Source organism: Bradyrhizobium sp. LVM 105, assembly GCF_003957705.1.
In the GTDB taxonomy this organism is placed as follows: Bacteria; Pseudomonadota; Alphaproteobacteria; order Rhizobiales; family Xanthobacteraceae; genus Bradyrhizobium; species Bradyrhizobium frederickii.
On the sequence record NZ_QZMV01000003.1, the window covers coordinates 382,369 to 399,306 of the forward strand.

Below are 16,938 nucleotides of genomic sequence, written 5' to 3' on the forward strand. Positions count from 1 at the left end.
TTGGCGGAAACTTGCGACGTTGCGAGGTGCGCTGACGATCGTCATTAACAGAGCGTCAACAGCGCGTGCGAAAGCACGGGCGAAGGGCGCGGATGCGCTTTCGCTTGGCGCGCGCTGCTACTCGCCTCGCGGAATTCGGCACTGCATGATGCAATGCAGTCCGGTCTTCAGGTAGGAGATCTCGGTCCTGCCATCGAAGGCCGACAGGGCCGATTTCAGCAGCTTGGTGCCGAAGCCGGGCTCGGAGACCTTGTCCACGCTCGGCCCCTCGGTCTCGTCCCAGGTGATGGTCAGGCGGTCATCGCTGACGGTCCACGACACCTGCAACAGACCGCGCGGTGCGGAGAACGCACCATACTTGCCGGCGTTGGTGGCGAGCTCGTGAAACATCAACGACAGCGTGACCGCGAGCCTCGGCGGCAGGAACAGCCGCTCGCCATTGAGGGTGAAGCGGACATGGCCGTAAGGCCCGAGCTCCGAGATCAGGAGATCGCGGATGTCGCAGCCGGCCTTGTCGATCCGCGAGATCAGATCGTCGGTCGCGGCCAGCGAGCGCAGCCGCGGATCGACCCGGGCCCAGACCTGCGGCTGGTCATGCAGCACCTGGTGCAGCACGGCGTGAACCGTCGACAGCTTGTTCTTCAACCGGTGCTGGAGCTCGTCGACCAGCAGCTTGCGATACTCTTCTTCCTCGATCAGGCGCTTGGCGATCCGGCGCTGCTCCGCCAGCATGGTGCGATAGTGCTCGACGCCCCAGATGGTGAGCGCGCAGACCGCCCAATAGAGCGCGAGCAGGGCAAACCGCGCGCGATCGGCAAAGGCATCGCCGAAATTCACGACGACGCCCAGCACGCCGCCGACCAGCGCGGTGACGATCCCGATCCGGAAGCCTCCGAATGCGGCGGCAAAGAACACGGCCGGGAAGTACGGCGTGAAGTAGACGTCGGGGCGCACATGGGCGAGTCCCCAACGGACCAGGGTCGCGGCCAACAGGCAGAGAACCGCAAAGGAGATGCTGAGACCGAGCGAGGGTGGCGCCGTGCCCTGCCAGCCATTGCGGAACTCGTCGATCAGCTTCCCCATGCGCGGCCCAGTTGCGACAGGCATTCGAAAAGCGCGCGACCCATCAGGATGCTACGCATGCCGTGCGCACAAGCATAGCTTGCCTCGGCGGAAGCGGGCAGGAATACTGGCGGCCCCGGCCATGGCAGCGGCCAGGTTTCGCCATTTGGCATCAAATCGTTTGAAAACAGGAACATTCCATGGGCAGGCTGGACGGCAAGGTTGCGGTGATTACGGGAGCGACGAGCGGGATCGGATTGCGCACTGCGGAAGTCTTCGTTGCCGAAGGTGCCAAAATTGTGATCGCAGGCCGGCGTGTCCCGGAAGGCGACGCGCTGGCGAAGCAGCTCGGAGCCAATTGCATCTTTCGCCAGACCGACGTGACGGTCGAAGCGCAGATGCAGGCCCTGATCGCGCTCGCCGTCGACAAGTTCGGCCGGATCGACTGCCTGTTCAACAATGCGGGCGGCCCGGCGCAGACCGGCGGCATCGAGGGCCTCGAGGTCGAGCGCTTCGATGCGGCAATGGCGACGCTGGTGCGCAGTGTCATGCTCGGCATGAAGCACGCCGCGCCCGCGATGAAGAAGCAGGGGAGCGGCAGCATCATCAACAATGGCAGCATCGCCGGCCGCCTTGCCGGCTTCTCGTCCTCGATGGTCTACAGCGCGGCCAAGGCGGCGGTGATCCATCTCACCAAATGCGTGGCGATGGAGCTCGGCGAGTCCAACGTGCGCGTCAATTCAATCTCGCCTGGTGCGATCGCGACCGGCATCTTCGGCAAGGCGCTCGGGCTTTCGACCGATGCCGCGGAGAAAACGCCGGCGGTGATGCGCGAGGTCTACAAGACCGCGCAGCCGATCCCGCGTGCCGGCCTGCCCGACGACATCGCCCAGGCCGCGGTGTTTCTGGCGAGCGACGAATCCAGCTTCATCAACGGCCACGATCTCGTCGTCGACGGCGCCATGACCGGCGGCCGCAACTGGAGCCAGCAGCAGCAGGGCTATGTGGCCTTGCGCAAGGCATTCGACCAGGGGGCGTAGAGGCCGCTCCACCGGCGGTGCCGTAGGGTGGGCAAAGCGAAGCGTGCCCACGAATTCTTATCGCGACGAAACGTGGGCACGGCGCTCCGCGCCTTTGCCCACCCTACGAGACCTCGTGCCCTGGCTCGCGCCGTCCGGGACACGAGAGTGGACGCTAAATCGCCTTCACCCGCACCCGCAAGCCGTCCCGGGGCTTCGGGATCGGCCACATCTGCCAGTCCGGCTTGTAGCCCTGTTCCAGCGACACTTCGATGTTCTGCAGAAAGTGCCGCGCGAAGCATTTTGCCTGCATGTAGGCGAAGTGCAGGCCGAGGCACATATGCGCGCCGCCGCCGAACGGGACCCATGCGAAGCGGTGGCGGCCGCGCTGGGCTTCCTCGGTGAAACGCAGGGGATCGAAGCGGTCCGGCTCCGGCCAGATCTCCTTCATGTGGTGCGTATAGAGCGGGTTGACGCCGACCGCGGTGCCGGCGGGAATCGTAAAACCCTTGAAGGTGAAATCGCGCATCGCGCGGCGCGGCATCGAGGGCACCGGCGGCTTGATCCGCAGTGCTTCCTTGAACGCCATCTCCGCCAGCGGCATCTTCTCGAGGTCGTCGAAACTGCTGGGCGCGCCCGGCGCGAGCCCGAGCGCGAGAACTTCCGCGCGCAGCCTGTCCTGCCAGTCCGGGTTGGCGGCGAGCTCGCCGACGAAGGAAGTCAGCGACGAGGTCAGCGTGTCATGCGCCGCCATCATCAAGAAGCTCATATGGTCGATGATGTCCTGCTCTGACAGCAGCGCGCCGTCCTCGTGGGTGGCGCGGCAGAGCTGCGAGAACAGATCGTCGCCGCCGTGATTGCCGCGTCGCAGCGGAATCTGCTCGCGGAAATAGGCGACGATGCGCTTACGCCCCTTTACCCCCCGCGCCATCTGCGTGCCGGGCAGGGGGCGGCGGATCGGGGCGACGGCGGCCGCGACCATGTCGACGAAGGCGCGGTTGATCTCGTCGACCTCCGGTCCGAGGTCGGCGCCGAGGAACGAGGCCGCGGCGAGATCGAGCGTGAGCTGCTTCATCGCCGGATAGAGCTGCATCTCGCCGGGTTTGGCCTTCCACCGCGCGACCCGGGCGGCGATGCCGCGGTCGAGATCGGCGAGGTAGGATTTCATCGGGCCGGACTTGAAGGCAACCGACAGCGTCTTGCGGTGCAGCCGGTGCTCGTCGAAATCGAGCAGCATCAATCCGCGCGGAAACAACAGGCCGAGCACCTTGTTCCAGCCGTGGGTCGAGGAGAACAGCTTCTGCTGGTCGAACATCACGAGCTCGTTGGCCTCAGGCCCGAGCAGCACCACATTAGTCTCGCCGAAAATGTGGGTGCGGTAGACCGGGCCGTATTTGGCGCCGTTCGCCTCGACATGGCCCTTGGGATCTGCCAGCACCTGGAGGGTCTTGCCGATGATCGGCCAGCCTTCATCGCCGGGAATGTGGGTCAGGGCGTTGCGTTTGGGCGCGGTGTAGTCGGGCGCCGTTGCGGCCACATTCTGCATCGACATGACGATTGCTCCCGTTGAGCCAAGCTCCGCGAATATAGCACGATCCGGGCACGGTGAGCTGCGGCGCGCCCCGGGACGACGAGTGCCGTGCGACCTACCGCTTCGCCGCCTCCTTCTGCAGATCCGGGGCGTTGACGGCGGGGATGGCGACACGGCCCGGGCCGGTCACCTTGAGCGCCTCGGCTGCCTTCTCGTTCTCCATGATCTTGGCCATCACCGCCTGGCCCGCGCGCTCGAAGATCGCGCGGTTCTCGATCACGAATTTTTGCGACCTGCGCAGGCCGTCGATATAGCCGTTGATCTCCGGCACGACGTAGCGCGCAACCATGTCCCAGCTCCGGCGCGTATTTTCCGGGTTGGCCCAGTCGTGCACGAAACCGATGATGGCGCCCACGCCGCCGGAGACCTGCATCACGTTCTTGATGGTTTTGACGAGATCGTCGGGCGTGCCGATGGTGGAGGCCGCGCCCTCGACGAAAGCGGTCTTGTCCACGGCCTCGTCGGGCGAGGAGAACGCGGTGAGACCCGGCCGCTGCAGCGTGCCGACATTATATTCGTTGTGCCAACGCATCAGCCCGGCGCCGGCCTCCTTGCGCGCCTGCTCGCGGGTCTCGGCGATGTGGAAGGTCAGGAGCACGCGCCAGTCGGCACGGTCGACCTTGGTGCCGTGCTTTTTCGCCGCGTCCTCCGCGAACTGCCATTGCTGCTGCAGCGACATCAGCCCCTGCGTCGTCATCGATCCCAGCGAGATGATGCCGATGCCGTATTTGCCGGCCAGTGTCATGCCCGAGGGCGAGATCTGCGAGGCCACCACGAACGGCATTTCCTCTTGCAACGGCAGGATCTGCAGCGCCGCGTCGTTCATGGTGAACCAGTCGCTCTTGGCGGTGACACGCTCGCCGTTGAACAGCCGGCGGATGATGCCGATGGCTTCGTCCTGGCGGTCGCGCTGCGTCATCGGGTCGATGCCGAGCGTATGGGCGTCGGAGGCGAGGGCGCCGGGGCCGGAGCCGAAGATGGCGCGGCCGCCGGTCATATGGTCGAGCTGCACCATGCGCTGGGCGACGTTGTAGGGATGATGATACGGCAGCGATACCACGCCGGTGCCGAGCTTGATCCGCTTGGTGCGCTCGCCGGCCGCGGCCAGGAACATCTCGGGCGAGGCGATCATCTCCCAGCCGGATGAATGATGCTCGCCGCACCAGAACTCGTCATAACCGAGCGCGTCGAGCTGCTCGACCAGGTCGAGGTCGCGCCGGAACTGGAGCATCGGATGCTCCCCGATCGGGTGATGCGGGGCAAGAAAGGCTCCGAACTTCAGGCGCGCCATGACGTTTCTCCGGCTTTGATTTTCTGTTTGTTGAGGCGGCAAGGCTACGTGCAGGAGGAAGCAAACGCAATCGCGCGGTGTCCCGCACGGCGGAATGCAGGCATGCGGTTAAGCGAACCGGCATGCTTCTTTTCCTCTCCCCGCTTGCGGGCAGAGCCGAAGAGCACATGAACCTTACCTGCGAGGTAATCGCGGCTTTCCATGCGGGCTGAAATCATGAGGCGACAGTCCAGGGATCCGCACCGATGCATCAGATCGTCACAAAGCCAATCGACTCGACCAGCCGCTGGTGGGTCTTGGCGATCGTCGTGGCCGCCCAGTTCATGTTCGGCGTCGATGCCTTCATCGTGAACGTCGCCGTTCCCACCATCGCAGTCGAGCTGCAGGCGACGCCGGCCCAGATCGAATCCGTGATCGCGATCTATCTGATCGCCTATGCCACGCTGGTCGTCACCGGCGGCCGGCTCGGCGACATCCATGGCACCAAAAACGTATTTCTCGCCGGCGTGCTCGGCTTCACCCTCACGTCGCTGTGGTGCGGCCTCGCCCAATCCGGCTTGGAACTGATCATTGCTCGGCTGGCGCAAGGCGCGACCGCGGCGCTGATGGTGCCTCAGGTGTTGGCGACATTGCATCTGTTGTTCACGGATGAATCGCGCGGCCGCGCCTTCGCCGTCTACGGCATCGTGCTCGGGCTGGCCGGCGCGGCCGGCTTCCTGCTCGGCGGGCTCTTGCTCACGGTTGATCTTGCCGGCACCGGCTGGCGGTCGGTGTTCTTCGTCAACGTGCCAGGCGGCCTCGCCATTGCAGCAGCCGCCTGGCGCATCATGCCGTCGGCGCCGCGGCGCTCGGGGACAAGGCTCGATATCAAAGGCAGCGTGGTCCTGTTCGCAGGGCTGCTGTGCCTGATCGGCCCGCTGCTGTTCGGTCACGATGTCGGCTGGAGCCTCTGGCTGTGGGCCGTCATGGCCCTAGGCGGCGTCATTCTCGCCGGGTTCCTGAAGCTGGAGCATGCGGTGGCACGCGCCGGCGGCATGCCGTTGATCGATCTCACGCTGCTGTCCGACGCCGCCTTCCTGCGCGGGCTTGGCGCTGCCTTCTTCTTCTTCCTTGCGAACCTCTCCTTCTATCTGGTCATGACGCTGTTCATGCAGCGCGGCCTCGAGATCCCGCCGCTCACGGCCGGCATGGCCTTCCTCCCGCTCGCTTTGGCCTTCGTCGTGGCGTCGCGCCACAGTGGCGCGCGGGCGCAGCATCGCGGCAGCAGGGTGCTGATCGAGGGCTGCGCGATCCAGGTCGCGGGCCTCGCCGCCCTCGCGCTTGTCGCAGGCTATGTCGATGCGGCGTCGCCGCTCCTGCTCGCTCTCACCATGATCATCTTTGGCTACGGTCAGGGATTGGTGATGGCGCCGCTCTCCGGCGTGGTGCTCTCGACCGTGAAGCCCGTCGCCGCGGGCTCGGCCTCCGGTATCTACGGCACCATTGCGCAGATCGGAAATGCGGCCGGGGTGGCCGCAATCGGCGCGGTGTTCTTCGCGATCGAGGCTCTGCAATCAGCGCGCGCAGGATTTGTGGTCTCGCTCGGATTGTTTGTGACATTGATCATGATTTGTGCCGCATTTCTGACGTGGCTGCGCCGCGCATCGACATGAAGTTGCGCCAATGAGGTTAATGCGTGCGATTTCCGCAGGATTTCCGCTGATTTCGCTGAATTGACAGCGCACGGTCTTTTTATTTTGCAACGCAGCAACTATCTGGTTTGGCTGAACGTTGAAGGTCGCCCACCAGGAAGTTGCCGTGTCGCTCGCCAAAAATATTGATCTGTTGAGACGTCTGCCGAGGCTGGACGGTCTGCGCTTCACCGAGCCTGGGCGCGGGGCGGATGCGTCAAGTCCGTTGCAGGAGGTCACCGGCTTCGGCGGCAATCCCGGTGGCTTGCGCATGTTCGCCTTCGTGCCGGCGCGGTTGCAGAAGCCGCGCGCGCTGGTCGTCGTGCTGCATGGCTGCGGGCAGACCGCGGCGGCTTACGATCTCGGCGCCGGCTGGTCGACGCTGGCCCAGCACTATGGCTTTGCACTTCTGATGCCCGAGCAGCAGCGCATCAACAACGGCAATACCTGCTTCAACTGGTTCAACCCCGAAGACACGGCGCGAGGCAGCGGCGAGGCGCATTCGATCCGCGAGATGGTCGCGCACATGGTCGGGGCACATCGCATCGATCCCGCGCGCGTCTTCATCACCGGCCTGTCCGCCGGTGGTGGCATGACGTCGGTGATGCTCGCGACCTACCCGGAGGTCTTCGCGGCCGGCGCGGTCATTGCGGGACTGCCCTATGGCATCGCCTCGAACCTGCGCGAGGCGCTCGACGGCATGTTTCATTCCCCGCCTCGTCCGGCGCGCGAGCTCGGCGATCTCGTGCGCAACGCTTCCGCTCATCGCGGTCCCTGGCCGAAAATCTCGGTGTGGCACGGCAGTGCCGACCGCACCGTCAATCCCGGCAATGCCAACGAGATCGTCAAGCAATGGCTCGATCTGCACGATTTGCCGGACGCGCCGATGGCGGAGACCATCGTCGATGGTCATCCGCGCCAGACCTGGTGGGGCAAGGACGGCGAGACGCTGGTTGAATCCTACGCCATCGCCGACATGGCGCACGGCACCCCGCTGGGCCTCGCGGACAACGACCAGCGCTATGGCGTCGAAGGCGCGTTCCTGATCGAGGCCGGCATTTCCTCGTCCTACCACATCGCCAAGTTCTTCGGCCTCACCGCCTGGATCGCGGACGCTGCCAAGGCGGACGCCAGGCCTTTGGCCAAGCCCGCGCTCTCGCCCGCGCCGCATCTCGCCCGCTCGATCCGCGCTGCGATCGCCGAGCAGCCGGCCGAGCCGAAGCGCGAAGAGGCCCGTAGCTTCGATCTCGGCCAGATCATCACGCGCGCGCTGACGGCAGCGGGATTGATGAAGTAGCCGCGCTGTCGGCGTTCGCAGGGACGACAGCCGTGTTTGTGGCTACGCCGTTGCGTCGATCATCTCGATCGGCGTTGCCGTCACCTCGCCGCCGGAGACCTGTCGTGTCATCGCCGAATAGGCCTTGAAGAAGTCGCGCGATTGCAGCGTTTTCTGCGCATCCTCGTCGGCGACGCTGGCGAGATGGAAGTAGTTGCCGTCGTCGCGATGCTTCAGGACGCGATAGCCGATCCGCCCTTTCAGCTCCGGATCGCTGTCGATCGCCTTGATGAAGCGGCCGATCTCCTGGTGCCAGGCCTCTGTGGCGCCGTCCTTGAATTCGTATTTGATCATGAAGTGCTTCATGTGAAGCTCCTTGTTCGACATGTGCGTCATCATCTGCGCCTTGTAGGCGCTGCCGCAAGTATGGACAAAATTGATAGTATGGACTTTTTCGTCGTTGCTCCTATCCTGCCGCAAGCTGATTGCGCGTGGAGCTGACGACATGGCAAAGGCGAACCCGGCGCGCAGCTGTCCGGTTGCGGCCTTTCAGAAGATGATCAGCGGCAAGTACAAGCTGCGCATCGTCTGGGATCTGAAGGACGGCCCGCGCCGCTATGGCGAGATCCGCAGCGGCCTTCTGCGCGGTGCCAACGGCAGCGCGGAGATCACGCCGCGCGTGCTCAGCCGCGAACTGAAGGCGCTCACGGCGAGCGGCCTGATCGCCCGCAAGGACTTCGGTGAGGTGCCGCCGAAGGTCGAGTATCGCCTCACCCGCAAAGGCAAGAGCTTCGTGCCCGTCGTCGCGGCAATCCGTGAGTGGGGCGAGCGCAACCTTGGTGAGCCGGCGGCGCTGGCGGACGCCGCCGAATAGAATCTCACATCTCTCCGGTGATGAACGGATTGGTCATGCGCTCCTGGCCGATGCTTGAGCCGGCGCCATGGCCGCAGATGAAGCCGACGTCGTCGCCGAGCGGCAGCAGCTTTGTCTTGATCGAATTGATCAGGGTCGCATGACTGCCGCCGGGCAAATCGGTGCGTCCGACCGAGCCCGCGAACAGAACGTCGCCGACATGGGCAAAGCGCAGCTCCTTGTTGAAGAACACCACGCTGCCCGGCGAGTGGCCGGGGCAGTGGAAGATGTCGAACTTGAGATCGCCGATCGACACGGTGTCGCCCTCGTTGAGCCAGCGGTCGGGCGCGAAGTTGCGCACGCCGGTCATGCCGAAGCGCGCGCCGCTTTCGACCACGTTGTCGAGCAGGAATTTGTCCGCTTCATGCGGCCCATCGATCGGCACCTTCAGCGCGTCGCGCAAATCGGCTGCGCCGCCGACATGGTCGATATGGCCGTGGGTCAGCCAGATTTTCTCCACGGTGACGCCGGTCTGCTTGATCGCGTCCAGAATCGTCGGCACGTCCCCGCCGGGATCGATCACCACGGCCTTCTTGGATGGCTCGTCCCAGATGATGGTGCAGTTCTGCTCGAACAGCGTCACGGGGACGATGATCGCGCCGGCCTTGGCTTTGGTGTCATTTTGCTCGGTCATGGCGCCACAATGCCGATTTTTGTCAGGCCGCCAAGCAAAAGATTCGTACCGGACCCCGGAACAATAGTCACACGGCCGTCCCAATTGGCCTGCCAATTTGAACCCGGGCGGTGTTGTCGCGTTCTCCCGCGCGAGAGGCGGATTTTGGGTGGTCTTCCGGCATGGCTCACGACAACGAGAATTGGTGGCGCGACGGCATCTTCTATCAGATCTACCCGCGCTCGTTTCAGGATTCGAACGGTGACGGCGTCGGCGATCTCGCCGGCATCTTGCGGCGGCTGCCTTATGTGAAATCGCTCGGTGTCGACGCGATCTGGCTGTCGCCGATCTTCCCGTCGCCCATGGCCGATTTCGGCTACGACATCTCGGACTATACCGGCATCGAGCCGCTGTTCGGCACGATGGCCGATTTCGATGCGCTGATCGCAGCGGTCCATGACAGCGGCCTGAAGCTGATCCTCGATCTCGTGCCGAACCACACCTCGGACCAGCATCCCTGGTTCGTCGAGAGCCGCGCCTCGCGCGACAATCCCAAGCGCGATTGGTACATCTGGCGCGATCCCGCGCCTGACGGCGGCGTGCCGAACAATTGGCTGTCCGAGTTCGGCGGCAGCGCGTGGCAGTTCGACGAGACCACGGGCCAATATTACTACCACGCCTTCCTCGCCCAGCAGCCGGATCTGAACTGGCGCAATCCGGATGTCCGCAACGCCATCTACGACGTGATGCGGTTCTGGCTGGAGAAGGGCGTCGACGGCTTCCGCGTCGACGTGATCTGGCACCTCGTCAAGGACGCCGAATTCCGCGACAATCCGCCGAACCCGCATTACGTCGAGGGCCGGCCGCCGAACGAGAAGATCCTGACGCAATATTCCACCGACCAGCCGGAGGTGCACGACGTCATCGCCGAAATGCGTCGGGTCATCGATGCGTATCGCGCGCGCGTCTTGATCGGCGAGATCTATCTTCCGCTGCACCGGCTCATGGCCTATTACGGCAACGACCTCACCGGCGCGCAGATGCCGTTCAATTTCGCGCTGCTCTCGACCTTCTGGAGCGCGCGCTCGATCGAGAAGATCATCGAGGATTACGAGAAGGCCCTGCCGCGCGGCGCCTGGCCGAACTGGGTGCTCGGCAATCACGATCGTCCGCGCGTTGCGAGCCGTGTCGGCACGGAGCAGGCGCGCGTCGCCGCGATGTTGCTGCTGACGCTGCGCGGCACACCGACGCTCTATTACGGCGACGAGATCGGCATGCACCAGGTGGCCATCGCGCCGGAGGATGTCCGCGATCCCTTCGAGAAGAACGTGCCCGGCATCGGTGTCGGCCGCGACGGCTGCCGTACGCCGATGCAATGGGACGCGTCCGAGTTTGCCGGCTTCTCCGCGGTGCGGCCATGGCTGCCTCTGCCCGAGCACTATGTGCATGACAATGTCGCCAATCTCGACGCCGATGCGCGCTCGATCCTCAATCTCTACAAGCGCCTGATCGGCTTGCGGCAGAACTGCCCGCCGCTGGTCGCGGGCGATTATGATCCGATCGCCGCGCAAGGCGATCTCCTGGTCTATCGGCGGCAGGCCGAGGGCAAGGCGGTGATCGTGGCGCTCAATCTCGGTGCGGCCCCGGTCACCGTGACGACCAGCGCAGTCCGCTTCGGCAGCAGGATATTGCTGTCGACTTTCCTGGATCGTGAGGGCGAGCAGATCGAAGGCGTGCTGGATTTGCGTGGCAATGAGGGCGTCATCGTCGCTCCACCCTAGTCGTCGTCCCGGATCTGCGCGCCCCGAGGCGAGCTTGTCCGGGACGAGGGCGGAGGGTGTCGATCCATCACCCCGGGTGCTTCTTCCCCCGCGCCTTATCGCCGTCGATATCGCTCCGCTTCAACAGATAACCCAGCCCGCCGACGCGGTACCAGCGATAGCCATAGGGCTCCAGCACGACGCGGTGCTGGCCGCGTTTGTCGGCGTGGCTGTGGTCCTCGGCGAGCAGATTGATCAGATGCGCGCCGGTCTCGCCGGGCAGCCCCGCCGAGAACGCGATCTCGCGCGGTTTCTCGTCGAGATTATGCACGAACAGCACCGAGTTGTTGCGCCAGTCGTAGCGCATGATGAACACGGCGGGATCGCGCGTCGGGATGATGGCGAAATCGCCCCAGCCGACCTCCGGCACCTCTTTCCGCATGCGGATGATGCGCTCGGTCCAGTTCAACATGGAATTCGGATCGCGCCGCTGTTTGGCGACGTTGACATGCGGATAGCCGTACGGCCCCTTGTCGATGACAGGGCAGGCCGGCCTGTCGCTCTTGGTGAAGCCGCCCTGCGGCTCGGTCGACCATTGCATCGGCGTGCGCGCGCAATTGCGCTCGGGCAGCGAGAGATCATCGCCCATCGCGATCTCGTCGCCATAGCGGATCACGGGCGTTCCCGGCAGCGTGCACATCAGGCTGTAGGCGAGCTCGAGCCGCCGGCGGTCGCCGCCCAGCATCGGCGCGAGACGGCGGCGGATGCCGCGGTCGTAGAGCTGCATGTCCTTGCCGGGACCGAATGCCTTGAACACTGTGTCGCGCTGCACCTTGGTCAGGCGTCCCAGATCGAGCTCGTCGTGATTGCGAAGGAACAGGCCCCATTGCGCGGTGGCCGGCCGCGGCTTGGTCGCCTTCAGCGCCTTCGCCAAGGGCCGCGAATCGGCTGAAGCCAGCGCATAGAACAGGTGCTGGTTGACGTGGAAGTTGAACATCATGTGCATGCGGTCAGCGTCGTGGCCGAAATATTCCATGTCCGTCTTCGGCAGCACGTTGGCCTCGGCGAGGATGATGGCGTCGCCCTGCCGCCATTGCAGGAATTCGCGGAACGCGCGCAGCATGTCGTATTGCTCGAGCGGCTTCTTCACCTTGGCGCCCTTGGTCGCGATCACGAAGGGCACCGCGTCCATGCGGAAGCCGGAGACGCCGAGCTGGATCCAGAAGCCCATGATCTTGAGAATCTCGGCCTGCACATGCGGGTTCGAGGTGTTGAGATCGGGCTGGAAATCGTAGAAGCGGTGGAAGTAGTACGCGCCGGCTTCCTTATCGCGCGTCCAGGTCGATTTCTGCACGCCGGGAAACACCATGCCCTTGTTGGCGCCGGCCGGCTTCGTGTCGGACCACACATACCAGTCGCGGTAGGGCGAGGCCTTGTCGCGCCGCGCCTCCTTGAACCAGTGATGCTGGTCCGAGGTGTGGTTGACGACGAGGTCGATGATGATGCGGATGCCGCGCTGCTTGCAGCCATGGGTGAACTCGACGAAATCGCCGAGCGTGCCGTAGCGGGGATCGACGCTGTAATAATCGGCGATGTCGTAACCGTCGTCGCGGCCCGGCGAGCTCTGGAACGGCATTAGCCAGATCGTGGTGATGCCGAGCCCGTGCAGATAGTCGAGCCGGCGGAGCAGGCCCTTGAAATCGCCGATGCCGTCGCCGTTGGCATCCATATAGGAGCCGACCGACAGGCAGTAGATCACGCCGTTCTTGTACCAGAGATCGTCGATCATGCACGCGCCGCCTCGGGGTTCCGCCGAGGTCCGGCGGCTGCGTGATAAGTGCGTGGGGAAGGGGAGGTTCCGCGTTCTTTGCTCGCTGTCGTCCCGGGGCGCGCCACTTTGGCGCGAGCCCGGGATCCATAACCACAGGATCGAGTTTGGCGAAAATTCGCAGTGGCCTGCTTCGATCCACAACTCCGTCCTGTGGCTATGGATTCCGGGCTCGCGCTTCGCGCGCCCCGGAATGACGGAGAGAACGGAATCGGCTATCCTCCCCGTCATGGACAGCACCGCCCGCAACCTCTCCCTCGTTCCACCGCCCGATCGCCGCCAATCCGACACGGCGCTCGCGATTGCGCGCGGCACCTCGCGGCTTTTGCGCTCGCTCGGCTTCTCCTGCATCAGCGAATTGCCGCTGCCCTCGGGCCGGCGCGCTGATCTGGTGGCGCTGAACGAACGCGGCGAGATCTGGATCGTCGAGATCAAATCGTCGGTGGACGATCTGCGTGCCGACCAGAAATGGCACGAATACCGCGCCCATTGCGACCGGCTGTTCTTCGCCTTCACGCAGGACCTGCCGTGCGAGATCTTTCCGCAAGACACCGGCCTGATCGTCGCCGACGCCTATGGCGCGTACCTGCATTGCGAAGCGCCCGAGCACAAGCTCGCTGCCGCCACGCGCAAGCAGATGACGGTGCGGTTTGCAATGGCCGCAGCGCTGCGGATCAACCGGCTGGTCGATCCGCAAGGCCACGCGGAATTTTGGGAGTAGCAGCAGTCGAGCTGCCGTATGGTGGGCAAAGCGAAGCGTGCCCGCGATCTCCATCCAACCCTGACAGATCGTGGGCACGGCGCTTTGCGCCTTTGCCCACCCTACGACACCGTTACCTTGGCGCGCGCTTGGCCAAGATGCGCTGCAGGGTGCGGCGGTGCATGTTGAGCCGGCGCGCCGTTTCAGAGACGTTACGGTTGCACATCTCATAGATGCGCTGGATGTGCTCCCAGCGCACGCGGTCCGCCGACATCGGGTTGGCCGGCAGCTCGGATTTCTCTGCGTTGGTCGACAGCAGCGCCGCGACCACGTCGTCGGCATCCGCGGGCTTGGAGAGATAATCGACCGCGCCCATCTTCACCGCGGTAACGGCGGTGGCGATGTTGCCGTAGCCGGTCAACACGATCGCGCGCGCATCCGGACGCTTCTTCTTCAGCGCCGAGACCACGTCGAGGCCGTTGCCGTCGCCCAGCCGCAGGTCCACGACGGCGAATGCGGGCGCGGCCTTGCCGATCTGCGCAAGTCCGTCCGAGACGGTATCGCAGGAGGTCACCGTAAAGCCGCGCGTTTCCATGGCGCGCGACAGGCGCTCCAGGAACGGCTTGTCGTCCTCCACGATGAGCAGCGAGCGGTCGGCCTGTTCGTTCAATTCGGCGATGGCGTTCAAGGTTTGGTCCTCTCTCCAGCGCGTTGACATATGGCCTTGCTATCGGACGGTGCCAAGGCCGCCGATAGTCGATCGGCCCCGTTGTGCGACGCAAGGTCGCGGCCTCAAGCGCGACGAATCCTCATCGCGCTTGCGATTCTCGCTTTCAGCATGATCGTGTCGGAAAACCGCTGAATGCCTTTCCGGATCATGCCCTATCCTATTGTTTCTTCGAGGGTCTCGATAGTCTCAAATCGTTGTCGCGGCCAACTGATCTGGACCACGGCACCGTGTTCCGGAAAGGTCCGGTTGGTAAACGAGACCTTGGCGCCGGTGCGTTCGAGCAATGTGCGCGCGATGAACACGCCCAATCCGAGGCCGCGTCGTTCACCTCCGCCGTCGTCCACGGTTCGCCGTCGCGACAGGTAGGGCTCGCCGATTCGGTTCAGGATATCAGGGGGAATGCCGGGACCGTCGTCGGAGATCACGAGCTCGATGATGTCCTTATTCCACCACGCGTTCACCTCGACGGTGGTGCGAGCGAAATCGACCGCGTTCTCGACGATGTTGCCGACACCGTAGAGGATCGCCGGATTGCGGGAACCGACCGGTTCGGCCACGACGGCGACGGCGATCCGCACCTTGATCTCGACGCCGAAATCGCGGTGCGGGGCCACCACCTCCTCGATCAACTCCGACAGCTTCATACGGTCGAACGGCGCACCGGTGGGGGAGAGCTGGGTGATCTTGCTCAGGATGTCGCGACAGCGTTGGGTTTGCTCGCGCAGCGTCTTCAGATCGGCGGCGATGCTGGCGTCCTTCACCGTCTTTTCCAGCTCGCGCGAGATCAAGAAGATCGTGGCGAGCGGCGTGCCGAGTTCGTGCGCGGCGGCAGCGGCAAGGCCGTCGAGCTGGGTCAGATGCTGCTCGCGCGCCAGCACCAGCTCGGTCGCGGCCAGTGCGTCCGCGAGCTTGCGCGCTTCTTCGGTCACCTGGAAGGAGTAGAGGCTGGTGACGCCGATCGCGAGCACGATGGAAAGCCAGACGCCGACGAGATAGATCGGCGGCAGCACCAGCGGATCGTCTGAATCCCATGGCAGCGGCAGGTGGAAGAAGAACAGCACCGAGGCGCAGGCGACCGCAAGCACGCCGAGGCCGAAGGTGAAGCGTGCCGGCAGGGCCGTGGCCGAGATCAGCACCGGCGCGAGGAACAGGAACGAGAACGGGTTTTGCAAGCCGCCGGTGAAATACAACAGGCCGGCCAGTTCCACGATGTTCAGCGCGAGCAGGCCGGCCGCCTGTACCGGCTCCAGCCGCTGCATCGGGTTGGCCGCGGTCTGGAGTCCCAGATTCACCGCCGCCGACAAGGCGATGATGCTGACGCAGGGGACGATCTCGACGTTGTATTCCAGCCCCTGCGCCACGATGAAGATCGCGGCGAGCTGACCCAGCACCGCGAGCCAGCGCAGCCGCAGGATCGTGTCCAGGCGGATATGCCGCTGCGCGTGGCGGAAGTTCGAAGCGGCAATTTCGGTCATATTGGCCAATGTGGCGGCGCCTTCCAAAGTCACAAACGCTGGGCTCGCGGAACCACCGGATTACAAGCCTTGCGCTCCCTGCCGCAATAGCAGAAGAACGGTCAGCATGACCGAGTATGACGACGCTTCAAGCCGGCCGACTGTCGCGGATCGCAGCCTGTCCGCGGCGATCACGGTCGATCATCTCGTCAAGGTCTACAAGCAGACCCGTGCCGTCGACGACATCTCCTTTTCGCTGCCGCGCGGCAGCATCACCGGGCTTCTGGGCGGCAACGGCGCCGGCAAGACCACGACCATCGCGATGATCATGGGCCTGGTGCTGCCGACCTCCGGCCGCGTGCAGGTGCTCGGCCATCGAATGCCCGAGGAGAGCGCCGCGGTGCTGGGGCGGATGAACTTCGAAAGCCCCTATGTCGACATGCCGATGCGGCTCACGGTGCGGCAGAACCTCACCGTGTTCGGCAGGCTCTATGCGGTGAAGAACCTCGCCGGGCGCATCGCCGAGCTCGCCGACGATCTCGATCTCACCGACTTCATCGATCGTGCCAACGGCAAACTGTCCGCCGGGCAGAAGACCCGCGTCGCGCTTGCCAAGGCGCTGATCAACCAGCCCGAGCTCTTGCTGCTGGACGAGCCGACGGCCTCGCTCGACCCCGATACCGCCGACTGGGTGCGGGCGCATCTGGAGCGCTATCGCAGGGACAACAACGCCACCATCCTTTTGGCGTCGCACAACATGCTCGAGGTCGAGCGGCTCTGCGACCGCGTCATCATCATGAAGCGCGGCCGCATCGAGGACGACGACACGCCCGAGGCGATCATGGCCCGCTACAACCGCACCACGCTGGAGGAGGTGTTTCTCGACGTCGCGCGCGGCCGGGCGAACGGCGCGAAGGAGGCGACGCGGTGAGGGGAAGCCGTACTTGCAGCCTGGATGGAGCCTGTCATCCCGGGGCGCGACATAGTCGCGAGCCCGGGATCCATAGCCACAGGATTGAGTTTGGCGAAGA

Annotated in this window: 15 protein-coding genes; 7 read left to right on the forward strand and 8 right to left on the reverse strand. The window is 64.6% G+C overall.

Annotation, left to right across the window (positions count from 1 at the left end; translation table 11 throughout):
- Positions 1–117: 117 nt before the first annotated feature.
- On the reverse strand, positions 118–1,083 hold the full coding sequence (locus D6B98_RS11395; protein ID WP_126257079.1) for a sensor histidine kinase: 966 nt from the start codon (positions 1,081–1,083) through the stop codon (positions 118–120).
- 179 nt (positions 1,084–1,262) lie between these two features.
- On the opposite strand from D6B98_RS11395, the gene D6B98_RS11400 reads away from it, so the two are divergent.
- Positions 1,263–2,102 (forward strand): SDR family NAD(P)-dependent oxidoreductase, encoded by an 840-nt coding sequence (locus D6B98_RS11400; protein WP_126257080.1) that lies wholly within the window; start codon positions 1,263–1,265, stop codon positions 2,100–2,102.
- A 154-nt stretch (positions 2,103–2,256) separates the two neighbouring features.
- Here D6B98_RS11400 and D6B98_RS11405 read toward each other — a convergent pair whose 3' ends face one another.
- Together D6B98_RS11405 and D6B98_RS11410 are read right to left on the reverse strand one after the other, a co-directional pair.
- Positions 2,257–3,633, reverse strand: a complete 1,377-nt coding sequence (locus D6B98_RS11405) for a cytochrome P450 (protein ID WP_126257081.1) — start codon at positions 3,631–3,633, stop codon at positions 2,257–2,259.
- Positions 3,634–3,727: 94 nt separating this feature from the next.
- Entirely contained in the window at positions 3,728–4,963 is a 1,236-nt protein-coding gene (locus tag D6B98_RS11410; protein WP_126257082.1) for an LLM class flavin-dependent oxidoreductase, read from the reverse strand.
- 245 nt (positions 4,964–5,208) lie between these two features.
- Between D6B98_RS11410 and D6B98_RS11415 the strand changes: the two genes are divergently transcribed.
- Positions 5,209–6,615, forward strand: coding sequence for an MFS transporter (locus D6B98_RS11415; protein ID WP_126257083.1), 1,407 nt, complete (start codon positions 5,209–5,211; stop codon positions 6,613–6,615).
- Positions 6,616–6,760: 145 nt separating this feature from the next.
- Positions 6,761–7,930 carry an extracellular catalytic domain type 1 short-chain-length polyhydroxyalkanoate depolymerase gene (locus D6B98_RS11420; protein ID WP_126257084.1) on the forward strand — a complete coding sequence of 390 codons (1,170 nt, stop codon included), beginning with the start codon at positions 6,761–6,763 and terminating at the stop codon, positions 7,928–7,930.
- 42 nt (positions 7,931–7,972) lie between these two features.
- Here the strand turns inward: D6B98_RS11420 and D6B98_RS11425 are convergent, their stop codons facing one another.
- Positions 7,973–8,275: a hypothetical protein gene (locus D6B98_RS11425; RefSeq protein ID WP_126257085.1), complete on the reverse strand. Its 303-nt coding sequence runs from the start codon at positions 8,273–8,275 to the stop codon at positions 7,973–7,975.
- Between the two features lie 139 nt (positions 8,276–8,414).
- On the opposite strand from D6B98_RS11425, the gene D6B98_RS11430 reads away from it, so the two are divergent.
- Positions 8,415–8,783: a winged helix-turn-helix transcriptional regulator gene (locus tag D6B98_RS11430; RefSeq protein ID WP_126257086.1), complete on the forward strand. Its 369-nt coding sequence runs from the start codon at positions 8,415–8,417 to the stop codon at positions 8,781–8,783.
- Between the two features lie 4 nt (positions 8,784–8,787).
- On the opposite strand, the gene D6B98_RS11435 is transcribed toward D6B98_RS11430, so the two are convergent.
- Positions 8,788–9,456: an MBL fold metallo-hydrolase gene (locus tag D6B98_RS11435; RefSeq protein WP_126257087.1), complete on the reverse strand. Its 669-nt coding sequence runs from the start codon at positions 9,454–9,456 to the stop codon at positions 8,788–8,790.
- 161 nt (positions 9,457–9,617) lie between these two features.
- Here D6B98_RS11435 and D6B98_RS11440 point away from each other — a divergent pair, with 161 nt between their 5' ends.
- Positions 9,618–11,216 (forward strand): alpha-amylase family glycosyl hydrolase, encoded by a 1,599-nt coding sequence (locus D6B98_RS11440; protein WP_126257088.1) that lies wholly within the window; start codon positions 9,618–9,620, stop codon positions 11,214–11,216.
- 67 nt (positions 11,217–11,283) lie between these two features.
- Here D6B98_RS11440 and D6B98_RS11445 read toward each other — a convergent pair whose 3' ends face one another.
- Positions 11,284–12,984 carry an alpha-amylase family protein gene (locus tag D6B98_RS11445; protein WP_126257089.1) on the reverse strand — a complete coding sequence of 567 codons (1,701 nt, stop codon included), beginning with the start codon at positions 12,982–12,984 and terminating at the stop codon, positions 11,284–11,286.
- Between the two features lie 268 nt (positions 12,985–13,252).
- Between D6B98_RS11445 and D6B98_RS11450 the strand changes: the two genes are divergently transcribed.
- Positions 13,253–13,744: an MmcB family DNA repair protein gene (locus tag D6B98_RS11450; protein WP_126257291.1), complete on the forward strand. Its 492-nt coding sequence runs from the start codon at positions 13,253–13,255 to the stop codon at positions 13,742–13,744.
- A 112-nt stretch (positions 13,745–13,856) separates the two neighbouring features.
- Here D6B98_RS11450 and D6B98_RS11455 read toward each other — a convergent pair whose 3' ends face one another.
- Positions 13,857–14,411, reverse strand: a complete 555-nt coding sequence (locus tag D6B98_RS11455) for an ActR/PrrA/RegA family redox response regulator transcription factor (RefSeq protein ID WP_164718531.1) — start codon at positions 14,409–14,411, stop codon at positions 13,857–13,859.
- A 194-nt stretch (positions 14,412–14,605) separates the two neighbouring features.
- A complete protein-coding gene (locus tag D6B98_RS11460) occupies positions 14,606–15,928 on the reverse strand; it encodes an ActS/PrrB/RegB family redox-sensitive histidine kinase (RefSeq protein WP_126257292.1) in 1,323 nt (440 codons plus the stop codon).
- Between the two features lie 106 nt (positions 15,929–16,034).
- Here D6B98_RS11460 and D6B98_RS11465 point away from each other — a divergent pair, with 106 nt between their 5' ends.
- Entirely contained in the window at positions 16,035–16,838 is an 804-nt protein-coding gene (locus D6B98_RS11465; RefSeq protein ID WP_126257091.1) for an ABC transporter ATP-binding protein, read from the forward strand.
- Positions 16,839–16,938 lie beyond the last annotated feature (100 nt).

What these genes read in the sequence shown, in the direction of transcription:
- D6B98_RS11430 (WP_126257086.1), top strand. Translation starts at nt 8,415, where the DNA reads ATGGCAAAGGCGAACCCGGCGCGCAGCTGTCCGGTTGCGGCCTTTCAG.
- D6B98_RS11400 (WP_126257080.1), top strand. Translation starts at nt 1,263, where the DNA reads ATGGGCAGGCTGGACGGCAAGGTTGCGGTGATTACGGGAGCGACGAGC.
- D6B98_RS11450 (WP_126257291.1), top strand. Translation starts at nt 13,253, where the DNA reads ATGGACAGCACCGCCCGCAACCTCTCCCTCGTTCCACCGCCCGATCGC.
- D6B98_RS11460 (WP_126257292.1), bottom strand. Translation starts at nt 15,928, where the DNA reads ATGACCGAAATTGCCGCTTCGAACTTCCGCCACGCGCAGCGGCATATC.
- D6B98_RS11445 (WP_126257089.1), bottom strand. Translation starts at nt 12,984, where the DNA reads ATGATCGACGATCTCTGGTACAAGAACGGCGTGATCTACTGCCTGTCG.
- D6B98_RS11435 (WP_126257087.1), bottom strand. Translation starts at nt 9,456, where the DNA reads ATGACCGAGCAAAATGACACCAAAGCCAAGGCCGGCGCGATCATCGTC.
- D6B98_RS11410 (WP_126257082.1), bottom strand. Translation starts at nt 4,963, where the DNA reads ATGGCGCGCCTGAAGTTCGGAGCCTTTCTTGCCCCGCATCACCCGATC.
- D6B98_RS11395 (WP_126257079.1), bottom strand. Translation starts at nt 1,083, where the DNA reads ATGGGGAAGCTGATCGACGAGTTCCGCAATGGCTGGCAGGGCACGGCG.
- D6B98_RS11405 (WP_126257081.1), bottom strand. Translation starts at nt 3,633, where the DNA reads ATGTCGATGCAGAATGTGGCCGCAACGGCGCCCGACTACACCGCGCCC.
- D6B98_RS11425 (WP_126257085.1), bottom strand. Translation starts at nt 8,275, where the DNA reads ATGAAGCACTTCATGATCAAATACGAATTCAAGGACGGCGCCACAGAG.
- D6B98_RS11465 (WP_126257091.1), top strand. Translation starts at nt 16,035, where the DNA reads ATGACCGAGTATGACGACGCTTCAAGCCGGCCGACTGTCGCGGATCGC.
- D6B98_RS11415 (WP_126257083.1), top strand. Translation starts at nt 5,209, where the DNA reads ATGCATCAGATCGTCACAAAGCCAATCGACTCGACCAGCCGCTGGTGG.
- D6B98_RS11440 (WP_126257088.1), top strand. Translation starts at nt 9,618, where the DNA reads ATGGCTCACGACAACGAGAATTGGTGGCGCGACGGCATCTTCTATCAG.